At 43.2% G+C, this 11363-nt stretch carries 18 protein-coding genes; all 18 read right to left on the reverse strand.

Annotated features, from left to right (window positions below):
- Window positions 1-3 precede the first annotated feature (3 nt).
- Window positions 4-1023 carry a hypothetical protein gene (locus tag ACTNDI_RS09675; RefSeq protein WP_441100781.1) on the reverse strand — a complete coding sequence of 340 codons (1020 nt, stop codon included), beginning with the start codon at window positions 1021-1023 and terminating at the stop codon, window positions 4-6.
- 27 nt (window positions 1024-1050) lie between these two features.
- A complete protein-coding gene (locus ACTNDI_RS09680) occupies window positions 1051-1731 on the reverse strand; it encodes a phage scaffolding protein (RefSeq protein ID WP_441100782.1) in 681 nt (226 codons plus the stop codon).
- Between the two features lie 370 nt (window positions 1732-2101).
- A complete protein-coding gene (locus ACTNDI_RS09685; RefSeq protein WP_441100783.1) occupies window positions 2102-2386 on the reverse strand; it encodes a hypothetical protein in 285 nt (94 codons plus the stop codon).
- A 5-nt stretch (window positions 2387-2391) separates the two neighbouring features.
- On the reverse strand, window positions 2392-4053 hold the full coding sequence (locus ACTNDI_RS09690; RefSeq protein WP_441100784.1) for a phage minor head protein: 1662 nt from the start codon (window positions 4051-4053) through the stop codon (window positions 2392-2394).
- Window positions 4004-5482 carry a phage portal protein gene (locus ACTNDI_RS09695; protein ID WP_441100785.1) on the reverse strand — a complete coding sequence of 493 codons (1479 nt, stop codon included), beginning with the start codon at window positions 5480-5482 and terminating at the stop codon, window positions 4004-4006. The genes ACTNDI_RS09690 and ACTNDI_RS09695 overlap by 50 nt, the downstream gene beginning before the upstream one ends.
- Window positions 5483-5494: 12 nt before the next feature.
- On the reverse strand, window positions 5495-6793 hold the full coding sequence (locus ACTNDI_RS09700; protein WP_441100786.1) for a PBSX family phage terminase large subunit: 1299 nt from the start codon (window positions 6791-6793) through the stop codon (window positions 5495-5497).
- Window positions 6777-7190: a terminase small subunit gene (locus ACTNDI_RS09705; protein WP_441100787.1), complete on the reverse strand. Its 414-nt coding sequence runs from the start codon at window positions 7188-7190 to the stop codon at window positions 6777-6779. Before ACTNDI_RS09705 ends, ACTNDI_RS09700 begins: the two co-directional genes overlap by 17 nt.
- 107 nt (window positions 7191-7297) lie before the next feature.
- Entirely contained in the window at window positions 7298-7756 is a 459-nt protein-coding gene (locus tag ACTNDI_RS09710) for a hypothetical protein (protein ID WP_441100788.1), read from the reverse strand.
- A 418-nt stretch (window positions 7757-8174) separates the two neighbouring features.
- Window positions 8175-8393, reverse strand: coding sequence for a hypothetical protein (locus ACTNDI_RS09715; RefSeq protein ID WP_441100789.1), 219 nt, complete (start codon window positions 8391-8393; stop codon window positions 8175-8177).
- 12 nt (window positions 8394-8405) lie between these two features.
- Window positions 8406-8612: a hypothetical protein gene (locus ACTNDI_RS09720; protein ID WP_441100790.1), complete on the reverse strand. Its 207-nt coding sequence runs from the start codon at window positions 8610-8612 to the stop codon at window positions 8406-8408.
- Window positions 8612-8956, reverse strand: a complete 345-nt coding sequence (locus tag ACTNDI_RS09725; protein WP_441100791.1) for a nucleoside triphosphate pyrophosphohydrolase family protein — start codon at window positions 8954-8956, stop codon at window positions 8612-8614. Before ACTNDI_RS09725 ends, ACTNDI_RS09720 begins: the two co-directional genes overlap by 1 nt.
- Window positions 8957-8966: 10 nt before the next feature.
- Window positions 8967-9098: a hypothetical protein gene (locus ACTNDI_RS09730; RefSeq protein WP_441100792.1), complete on the reverse strand. Its 132-nt coding sequence runs from the start codon at window positions 9096-9098 to the stop codon at window positions 8967-8969.
- A gap of 43 nt (window positions 9099-9141) precedes the next feature.
- Window positions 9142-9387 (reverse strand): DUF3310 domain-containing protein, encoded by a 246-nt coding sequence (locus tag ACTNDI_RS09735; protein ID WP_441100793.1) that lies wholly within the window; start codon window positions 9385-9387, stop codon window positions 9142-9144.
- A 35-nt stretch (window positions 9388-9422) separates the two neighbouring features.
- Window positions 9423-9584 carry a hypothetical protein gene (locus tag ACTNDI_RS09740; protein ID WP_441100794.1) on the reverse strand — a complete coding sequence of 54 codons (162 nt, stop codon included), beginning with the start codon at window positions 9582-9584 and terminating at the stop codon, window positions 9423-9425.
- A gap of 22 nt (window positions 9585-9606) precedes the next feature.
- The gene (locus ACTNDI_RS09745) at window positions 9607-10347 is read right to left on the reverse strand and encodes a hypothetical protein (protein ID WP_441100795.1); all 741 of its coding nucleotides are present in this window, start codon (window positions 10345-10347) and stop codon (window positions 9607-9609) included.
- Entirely contained in the window at window positions 10340-10609 is a 270-nt protein-coding gene (locus tag ACTNDI_RS09750) for a hypothetical protein (protein ID WP_441100796.1), read from the reverse strand. The genes ACTNDI_RS09745 and ACTNDI_RS09750 overlap by 8 nt, the downstream gene beginning before the upstream one ends.
- Entirely contained in the window at window positions 10609-10935 is a 327-nt protein-coding gene (locus ACTNDI_RS09755) for a hypothetical protein (RefSeq protein ID WP_441100797.1), read from the reverse strand. Before ACTNDI_RS09755 ends, ACTNDI_RS09750 begins: the two co-directional genes overlap by 1 nt.
- A 13-nt stretch (window positions 10936-10948) precedes the next feature.
- Window positions 10949-11359 (reverse strand): hypothetical protein, encoded by a 411-nt coding sequence (locus ACTNDI_RS09760; protein WP_441100798.1) that lies wholly within the window; start codon window positions 11357-11359, stop codon window positions 10949-10951.
- Window positions 11360-11363 lie beyond the last annotated feature (4 nt).

Consider the following 11363-nt stretch of genomic DNA (forward strand, 5'->3'; position numbering starts at 1 on the left):
GGATTATCCAAGGGACTTCATGACACCAATCTTCACGTTCTTTGCATTGAACTTCAGGGAATAGTTCGCGGACTTTCCAAGTTCTGCAAAATCCGGGGATTCCTTGGCAATATTGTCAACCTCAAGGGAAAGTCCATTCGGATGAAGAACCTTGCCCTGCTTGGTGTAGAATTTCTCAACACCTGCGGAAGTCTCCGGGTCATAGTTCGTGGTGTACTGGTTCTCATAGTTCGTCTTATCGCAAGACAGGAACGCGCCCTCACCGAGAAGATAAGTCTTATAGACCGTCTTCTTGGCATCGCTGCTTCCGGTTGTTTCGGAAGTATAGTAATCAGTCACCAGCGGAATCTTACCGCCGATGCGCGGAAGGGTTACTTCCGTCTGAAGAACGTGGCCAACTGTATACTTGTCATAGTCCACCATGCCAAGTTTCTTGTACTTTGCATAAATCTTGGAATTCATCACCAGAAGACCAAGACCTTCCGCCTTGTCGCCAAGTGCGGTCTGCTCTGCATCAATCAGGGAAGTATCCTGAATGGAACCATCCCCAACCGCTGTGATATCGTAAATGTGGGACTTCAGGGCAGTAACTCCAAGAACCGCATCAACGATATTCATCAGTTCCTTTTCCCACACCTGTGTGTAGTAGTTCTGAATCTTGGACTTGATGTTGGTCATCGGGTCGGCGCCGGTCAGCTCCTTGGTAAAATCCTGTGCCTTGAATGCCTTCATCCGCTGGATCAGCATACAAGTCTGCTTGCCGCCGGACACCTGAACCGGTGTGTTGTCGGTCTGGCCATCGTTGTTCAGCGCATCCATTCCGCTGTCAAACACGGAAAGTGGCTTATAGAACGGAATGGTTGCCACATTACCGTGATCACCAATCAGGCTCATGATTGTCTGATCCTCACTAACGACACCAGAAGCAAGAATCGGGTTGCTCCAAAAATCCGCTTCCTGCATCATGCTGGAAAATACTTCCTCATCAAATTCAAATCCGCCAAAATTACCTACTCTAGGCATAACTTATTACCTCTCTTTCATATTTGTTTACATGCCTGAAAGCTTATGGAATGCTTCAGGGTTGGATTTCTTCAGGTTCAATCTTTCCTGATAACCCATCTTTCGGAACTGATCAATGGTGACTGTCTTTTCACCGTCACCATGCGGAAGGTTGTTCGGTTCCACGATCTTGCCGCCATCGCCGCCATCCTTACCGGTGTTGAACTGGTTGGGAAGCTGCGTCTTCAGTCCAGTAATCAGATCGTCAACACCCTTTACCTTGCCATCTTCCCCAAGATCAATGGTCTTGCCGTCAGCCTTCAGCTTTTCACTGGCCTTGTAGAACACATAATCCACATCTGTTGCACCGGCTTCAATCAGCGCAAACTTCAGCGCGTTTTCAGCTTTCAGGCGTTTATTTTCGGCCTGAAGGTCTGCAACCTGTGCTTCATAACCGCTGATTTTCTGTTGAAGTTCTGTGTCTTTTCCGGCACCCTTTTTCAGTTCTTCAATCAGTCCATTTGCCTTTTCCAGCTCTGACTGCTTGCCGGTCAGTGTCGTTTCAAGGTCTGTGTATTTATCCTTGGACACATAGCCGCCATCTGTCAGGTTTGCAAGCTTGATCTGCTTGTCTTTGTTGGCTTCATCGCCGTTGTAAGCGTTCAGTTTTTCAACAAACTGATTGAACAGATCATCACCTAAGATTGCCTTCAGAAATTCAAGATTCATAATTGTTTTCCTCTCTTTGATTGCTGTTTTTATATCCGGTGTCTACCGGGAACCAATCACATTTTGTATATCCGCTGTGACCGGCGGTTATTTCGGGGTGCTTTTAAACGTCATCACCCTTTATTGGACAAAAGAAAAGACCACACCGTGAAGTGTGGCCTTCCCCATGCCATTTAACCCATGGCTGGAAGATAAGCTGGATCACCGCCTTTCTGTGCTTCTCATGCACATGTAGAACCCCCTCTCTGACCTCATATAACGGTCATACAGGCGTTTTTAATGTTTCATTGATAACTTGTTAGGGCACGAAAAAAGGCGGTCATATAAACCGCCTTTCTTGCATACCTACGCATTTCATTTATCAATAATATCAAAAATCTGTTGCCTGTAAATCAGCCCAATCCTTTTCTGTCATCTTGTCATCAGGAATGCGCATGAAATATTTCCGTTGCCTCTCAGATGATCCTAAATATTTGAATCGTTCATACTGTTCATCTGACAATCTATCAACAAAATCATCCCCCGCATTCTGATTGTGTTTTATGAATTCTTCTGCAAATTCATTTAACACAGACGGGGGTAAGCGTTCAAGTTCATCTAAAACGGCATTATATTCTTTTTTCATTACCATAGCATACAGTTCCGATGCTGTCATAATGGTCACCCCTCTATCAATGTGAATACAAGTTCAATTTTACCATCTATGCTGTCAATGGCATCTGTCAAAAGTAACCTTGACTTGTCAGCAAAAATACATTCACTTTCCTTCTTGTTCTTTGGGATATAGCAGTGTGTGCCTTTCGCAACATTGATTGACATTCTGACCGGTTTATCTGACATAATGTTCTTATCTCTAAGAAAACTCGTTGACATAAATGCGTCTTCTGTCAGTATTGTACCAGTGGCATCTTTCAGGGTTTTTAGCGTAGCCGCTCTGAATTCTTTTACCCTACGTCCACCCCAATGAACAGAATCAATATCACTACTTCCCAACACACGCCCTTTACTATCCATTATACCAAAGACTTTGGACAGATAGTCAGCATTTACATATCGTGTCACTATATAATCATCATCAGTAGTGCATTGTGAAATTGCTTTCCGCATTGAATCTATTGTTTTCAGGTCATCAGCGTCAAGTTTATTTCCCGCATACCCATCACCACGCATATTTGAATTAATGTTGGTGTAATTATGGGTAGCTACATATCCACCGGGTGATCCGTCACTTTTAGTATGTTTTGCTATTTGTGCCGCATCGCCTTTGCTGACGGTTTTTGTGTGTACTTTTGTAAGCCGTGAATAATCTTTTGTTGTTCCATAGTGGCAGCGTGATACATCTGGTACTTCTAATTTATCAGCATCATCAGGCAACTTCAAATACTTCCGTTTGAAGTCATCAAATGACTTTGATTTGTCCAATCCAAAGAATGATGCTCTGTCCTGAAGGGTTTTCAGTTCAGCTTCACCCAACGCCCATTTTGCACGCTGAAGAAGTACGCACCGGCAATTACACACGTTCCGTGCGGAACCACCGATTCCTGGCGCTTTCATCTTTTCGCCGCCAACATCGAATTCCTCATCAATTTCCCGAATTTGTCCGTCAGCTTCAGCGTGCCATGGCCTTGTATTGGCATCCAGTGTGGCATCCCACTGTTTCACGATGTCAGCACCCAAGCCCTTTGCACGTTTCTGCACATCCACGGTTGCCTGATTCTGAATTCTGTGCCCCTCTGTACGGGTGATCAAGAACGCCCGCTTCATTGCCCGGTTAAACGGGCTGTTCATTCCCTTTGCCACGTGGCTTGCCATATCCAGCCAAGATGAACCGTTTGCGATACCCCGTGATACTTCCGCACGGACTGCCTTTTTCAGGTAATCTGTATTTTCGCCCATGCGCTTATAGATATCCTTGCCGCGCTGGTTCTTGGCAATGTTGGAATAATCATTGTTCAGGGCTTTGACAACTTCATCCTGACGAATCGGAAACAGAAATGGCACTCCCTGACCGTGTAAATCATAAAGAGTGCCATAAAACCCATGTTCATAGGATTTGCCAAGATATTCAGAAACCGTTGTGAATGATTGTGTATGCAGATCATTGATAATCCCATCAAGCTGTTTCTTCAACGCTTCCTGATACTGTTTCTGGTAAACAATAGACTGGATGTTCTGTAGGTCTGTCCGTGCGTTTAGTGCGGCAATCTTGGCTTCTGTGTCCTTGGCAGCTTGTTCATATATCCGCTGAAGTAGCTGAATGGTGTGCTTTTCATCACTCAGCGCCGCTTTCTGGACTTCCTTCATCCGGTTGTTCAATGCCATTGCCTTCACCGCCTAACTGTGATTCTAAATCTGCATAAGGATCATCTTTCGGAATCTGATCTTTGATATCATCATAATCAATGTCCAGAATATCACAGATCATACGTACAACCTGTTCATCGCCAATGACAGACTGAAGAGAAATGAGCGTGTTGATTTCGATCTGTTTCTTCTCTGCATCCGTCTTTTCAATCGTTGCGTTTTCCTGTTCGTTCAACATAACTTCATGAGTGAATTCAAAATGAACGGAATCTGTCTGGTAATCCGTGCCCTGTTCCTTGTTGATTTCATCAATGACCACGTTAACAACCTTCCGCAAGAATCTCTTCAGTTGTGTTTCCAGACGATTGCACCGCAAGTCAAGAAGGGAATAGGCTGCCTTGATCGCAATGTTCGTTGTGGCGCTTGTATCCTTCAAGTCGGACAGATTCAGACCGAAACCGAACCGGTAAATATTCTTTTCATTCAGTTCCATTTTTGTTTTTCTGGCTTCAAACGGAACATCGACCGTGTGAATTTCCACACCGCCATCCGGTGCGGTTCCAATCATCTTCTTGGTTTTCAGGTTTTGCTGAAGTTCATCCAGATTGTGGCCTTGGAACCCCTTGACCACATATAGCGGATGATCAAAATCAATCAGGTTGTTGGATAGGGAACTGGCCATCATGTCATAATCATCAATCAGTTCCTTGACCGGCTTCAGGTTGGAAAACTGTTTCTTGTTGTTATCCAGCCGGAAGAACGGAACAAACCCAAGAGCTTCACCATAGGTTTTACCGTCCCCCTTGGTATACAGAACATGTGGACGTGGATTGTAAATTTCATCCGCATCATCCTGAATTTCGCCTTCATCATCCTGTGTGTAATAGTGGGTTTCTGAATCGTCCCAATCCTGAATTTTCTTGATCCTGTGCCCGTCTTTGTCGATCCGATCAATATACCAGTAAATCACATGGTCTTTACCATCACCGGCAAAACGGCCTTCCACCTCAATCACGCCAATGGCATCCGCACATGTGAAGCGCATCTTGTCATTGGCATCCTTCAGCGCGTACATGTACGCGAATCCCTTTGTCTGACAGTCTGTAATCAGGTCTGACAGTTCCGCCCGGAAGTCATCGTTATTGTTAAACCGGCTGTCCAGCTCATCCTGAAGGTCTGGATCATCTGACACAACAAACGGATCATCACCCGACAAGATGTACTGTGTGGCCTGATCCGTTAATTCTGTGAAAAACGGATGGGGAATCTTCACATTCGCCCTTGTCGTATCTTCAACCAACTGGCCATCTGAATTATAAAAAAACAGACGGCAATTTTTTATATCATGTTCGGCGTCATAGTACCGTGCGCCGGTAAGCGCCTGTTGCTTTTTCACTGAGGCCATATCTTCGTCAATGAACAGCTTCAGTTCTTCTTTTGTCAGCATTTCATCACCGCCTTAATAAATCCACCCATTGCCAAGAATATACTGTTCAAGTGCATACCTCATGGCATCCATCAGATGGTTAAAATCATCAATCGGTTCATTCAGCTTCTTTCCGAACCGGTCGGATTTCCACATGTAGTTAGATATTTCTGTCAGAAAGTTCACACAGCACGGATGAACAATAATTTCCAAATCCTGAATCCACTGAATCCCGTTGTTGATGGAATCCTTGCCTTTCTTTGCCCCATGAATATACAGTCCCAAAGAACGCAATTCATCAATGGATTTTGGTTCTGCCGAATCCGCTGTGATGGTTTCTTTCCCATATCCCATGCCCGTGATGGTTTCATATATCTTCCGGTTGCTTAATCCGGTTTCATACATTTCATCCCACACATACAGGCGTTTGTTTTCCAAATCCAGAAAACCAATAAAAAATGCGGAAGGATCGTTGGTATAACCAAAGTCCAGGCCGCACACTGTATGGAATCCGCGCACATCGTCCAGCGTGAATTTCTGTTCTTTCCAGTTCTCATACACCAGACCTTCCACAATTCCCCAATCGCCAAGACCTGCGACCTTGTACCGCCGTGGATTGCGCTTCTTCATGTCTTCAAAGACTTTCAGATCTGATGCATCTAACCATTCATTACACTTGTAATTTGTGGTCATTGCCAATATCTGGCCATCATCTGACAGCGGGTTCTTTCGTGGCTTATATATTGGCTTGTTTTCCGAATCGTAGCCAACCAAATCATCAAAGAACCGGTGCTTCATCCAATGCCGTTCATTCCATGGGTTGAAGGTCAGGGTTATTTGCTTAAACAGCCCATCTGGTACAGAACCACGAATGGATTCATCAAGAATATCAAAATCCTGTTCCTTCATGATTTCATAGGCTTCTTCAATCCATACCCAACACAGCACACCATGTTCCACACTGATTGATGTGATTTTCAATGGATCGTCCAAGCCGCGAAATAGGATTTTCTGTCCGGTTGAAATACGTGTGATTTCAAGTGGGGATTCTTTGATTTCCCAATCTGCATCAACGCCAATTCTATGAATCGCCCATTTCAGGTCAGCAAAACAGGAATCTTTCAAAGTTCTGAAAACCTTCCGCACAACCAATGCGTTTGCTTCAGGATATTTCTGCATCCGAAAGATGATGTTTAGCGCTGTGTTCTTCGACTTCTTGGAAGCACGCGAACCCTTCAATACACGATAACGACCTTTATACTTCAGGAAATCGTTATATCCACCGCCAAAGAACTCTGACGCCTTGATCCTGTTTTTACTGATCACAGTCATCCACAATCACCACCTGTTGGGTTCCGGTGACCTTCTGTTCCTGCTTTGTTGTATATCCGTCATATCTGGACATCCAAAGGCCGGAAAGCTGTGTTGGAATAGAACCATCTTCAAACCGTGACCGGGCGTTGTTTTCACATTCTTCTCTCATACGCGCGATGACTAACCCAAATTTAGGATTTGGCGCATATGTTTCATAAAAATTATTCTCTGTCATCCCTATAAACTGACAGAATCCTTTGATGGTATATGTGATGGGATTTGGAACCGTCTGTGTCACGAACTTTGATTCCCTCTGACTGAATTCCGTCCGCTGAACTGTATGCGAATCACAATGTTCTTTGTATGCTTGCCATTTTTCGGCAAGCGTTTTGTTTGTTAATTTATGGCTTGCCATTTTAACCCGCCTTTCATTCAAACAAAAAGACCGCTGAAGGTAGGAGATGTTAGCACCCTTCAACGGTCTGAAGTAAATTTTCACTCAATCATAATAACACATTCCTATTACGGATTGTTTCGGATAACTTCGGCAAATGCAATTAGCGCCTGTCCGTGCAGATCACAAACATATGTGTAATTATAATGCATGTCAACTGATATCTGTTCAAATGACTTTGTGTGTCCATTTTCATCAGGGACATACCGATCAAACAAAATTTTGATGTATCGTACATCAGACAGTTCATGAATCTGATTGATGATCTTGTCTTTCTGATCAACATATGCATCAATCATCTTGTCTATTTCTCTTTCAAGGTCAAGATATTTTACAATTATATTTTCCTGCACGTCTGTTGGTGACGTTTGTACACGTTCTGAATCGTATGATATACCCCGACCTTGGACAATGCTTCGTAGCTGTGCGGATTCTTCAATCTTCTGGTTAATCTTTGTATCAAGAATCTGAAGCTGAAGCAGATATTGCTTTGCATTCAGGTTCCTGTTCAAGTTAAAATTCTGCATCTTGTACACCTCAACATCTAAAATCTTCAGTAAAATCAAGGGTTTGCGGCATTTCAGAACAAGTGTTCTGTTCAAGATGTGTACAAGATAAAAAATCATCTTGAACACCCTCTAAGCCGCATAAATACTGGGTTTTTCGGGGGGTGTGTTCAAGTTGTACAAGATAAATCCTTATATATATTTATATTTACCCGTTTTCGTAATTTCACACTTTAATTTTAAGTGTGAAATTACGAAATTCCGTCTTTTATATAATAAATTAAGATTTATCTTTTCCATCTTGAACATCTATCAAAAAACCCAGTAAAATCAAGGCTTTGAAGGCGTTCAAGATAACAATTTCATCTTGTACACATCTTGTACAAACTTGAACACCCTCACCAACAACCACCGCTATTGTTGGTGGGGGCGCTGGCTGTCAGTCATACCAATCGCCATCATCAAGATTGTGATTCAGGGCAACAATGACATAGATCAATTCGCAAAGGGATAGCACGGCACCACCGATTAATCCGGCATAGAAATGGATGTGATAATGAAAAATCAGAGAACCAATTACAACGAACAAAAATGCCACCAGACAGTTGCAACAAAACAACCAAAACGACCATATCAATATTTTGATGATCTGCATCATTTCTCACCCCCCCTATCGGTAAATCCTGCCGGTTCCTTTGTCCTTTAATGTGATCCGCCCAACAATTTCAAAATTGAATGCTGCCGCAACGGAACGCATGATGTAGATAATCCGGCGCAAAGTCCTTTCTTCTTCATCCCTTCTCTCTTCCTTGGCAACGTGACTGATTGCCATGCTTGCCGTTGGATCACTATAGCCTTCCTGATTTCTGCCTGGCATCAGATATCACCGTCCTTACGATGTAACGAACGGTCAACAGAAAACTTCCCTTCCGGGTAACGCGCTGTCAGCTTGTCAATGTTCATCTGGAAGATGGTTTCAAGATCATAGCCAACAGCGTGGGCAGAAACAGCCAAGTACCACGCAACGTCACCCAATTCCTTGGCAAAATGCTGTTTATCAAAATCATGCCCCTGAAAGTTGGCTTTTTTCACCATGTCAATACATTCACCGGATTCGCCACACATACCCATGACACCATTCACCAGAAGGTCGCTGGCATTCTGATGGTTCATTCCGTTTGCAAACTTCATTGCATTTATCTGATATTCATTAATCGTCATTTTCTTTACCTCATTTATTCAGATCATCCAGTTCATAATCTTTCAATTCTTTTTCTGTCAGTTCCCGTTTATAAACAAGGACATTCCAGTAATGCTTTCCGCCGGTTGTGGTTTCCGGTTTCACATTAATCAGTCCTTCCATTGGCTGACATCCAATGGAAAACGGCCTTAATCGCATCCCATATTCATACATCTTTTGTTTTCCCCATCAGTCTTATATAATTTTTCAGATACCAGTCAGCCTTTTCAATGTCCTCTGTCGGCGTCATCTGCTTATGATCACACCGCCAAAGATACTTGAAGGCATTCAGCTTTGACCAAACGGCAACTTCTGCCTTGCCAAATACAGCTTCCATCACCTTTTCACATTCATAACCACCAACCTCATAGTGTGCCGGATGGTTGACATTATCTGGTTTGATTTCTTCCATCTTGATTTCCTTTCTTGAAAGTTAATATTCAAAAATCAATAGTCTGATTCAATGATTGCATCAACGATCTTTTCCGCTGTCTTCTGCCCAATTCCCGGAATCGTCTGAAGGAATGTGGTCAATTCATCTGTTGTGAATGTATAGCATTCGTCCAGTTCCTTTTCCCCTTCCTTCAACCCATCCTGAACACCTGACATGTAGATGGAACTGACCCACCTGTTAAACGTGTTCAATGGCATCCGTTGAACAGCTTTGAACTCTTTGAACGTGATTGCTTTTTTCATTCAGATCACCTATATCCTTCACATACGGTAAATCTTTAAGGATTTCAACAAATGCGTTCCATTCATCCAGCTTATGTCCGGTGCGCTGTCTGATCATGGAAAATGCTGTTTCATAGTCAAAATCAACAGTGCGGCGCTGGTTATAAGATGATGGAAGAAGTTGAATCATCTGCCACCAGAAGAACTTCTCTTTGCTATCCAGATAATCTTTCCGGGACTTATTTAGAATATTGACGATTGTTTGAAGAACTGCATTTGATTCAAGGCCAAGCTTGTCACAAGAAAAGTCCGTTGTTTCAAACGGCTTTGCAGTCAATTTGTGCATGGTACTGCAACTGTTTGCCGTGGTTCCAATCTTGTAGGTGTCAAATTCCTTCCACCAGTACAATGGTGCTGTGATGTCCATGGAAACATGGATCATCCGCAAATACTTCCGGTGTTCAGTTCCAGCTTTGAACAATCTACGCATAAGATCAAGATCATTCTTGCCAAGGACAATACCACCATCCGAACCATGACAACCGCCTTCCCCGTAATAAGGGCAAGTTCTGTCAGGGTCACAATCCACACGATCACAATACAGCGTGTCCGATTTTTCCCATGAATTCATGGGATTCCGCATTCCCCTGATTGCACTTTCCCATCCCCACACTTCAATATTTTCGACTTTAATCATCGTATTCCCCTCCATCTACGTACCTACCGGCATTCAATGCGTCTTCCATTCTTTTGTGGAACTTCATAAAAGCGTCCTTTGGTGAATCAGCCTTCACGAAAAACAACTGATCCGTTAAACCATCCCGAATGATATAAAGTCTGGCTTCAGCATAGTAATAACTGTAAAAAGTTTCATTCAGTCCCAAATCAGGAAAACTTATCCACCGTAAATGAACAATACTGTTGAAAAACCGATTGATGCTGACATCCACATTCATCATCACAAATCACCTTCTATCCTTTCCGTTAATGCGATCAGTTTTTTCCTGTCTATCCGTTTTGCATATGCAATTTCCTGAAGTTCGTGCCATACGTCCACCGCATAATTCCGCCAAGATTCCGCTTCCGCATTGTCTTCTTCTCTTTCCTCATAGGAAATTTGCCAATATTCTTTCAGCGCATTGTATAAGTCTTCTGCTTCATCACCAAGACGTTCACGGATAAGCCGTTGAAAATAGGCGTCTGTTTCTTCACCATTCCCACCGCCTATGAATTCCCTTGTGCCATCAGACAGAAGGATTGTGGGATAGCCATATACTTCACTCACGCAACCACCCCCATCAGCGGAATAATTCACCGGCATCTTCTTGTAACAGGTCAATCAGCGGATTTTCTGGTGAGTCTGCGAACATCGCTTCGTTGATCATCTGCGCGTATTCCGCAAATTCATCATGTGTTGATTGACGTTTGTATATGCTAGTTGAATTATCACTGTAAAACTCAATTAACTTATCAATCATGGATTCCTGTAATGCGTCTGGTACATCATCGAGCTTGCTGTTGGTATCTGTCATACACAGCCCGGTTACAAAATCAGAAATAATCCACTTCTTGTAGTGCGCGGTTTCATCAGGATCACGATGCCGAACAGTAAACCAGTGTCCCTTCTTCTCAAACATGTACCCCTTTATCTTGACAGCCTTTTTCCCGCTGCCATCGTTGCGAATGATATAAACATCACTTCTTTTCATTTCT

The organism is Bilifractor sp. HCP3S3_D3, from assembly GCF_052063915.1.
In the GTDB taxonomy this organism is placed as follows: domain Bacteria; phylum Bacillota; class Clostridia; order Lachnospirales; family Lachnospiraceae; genus Bilifractor.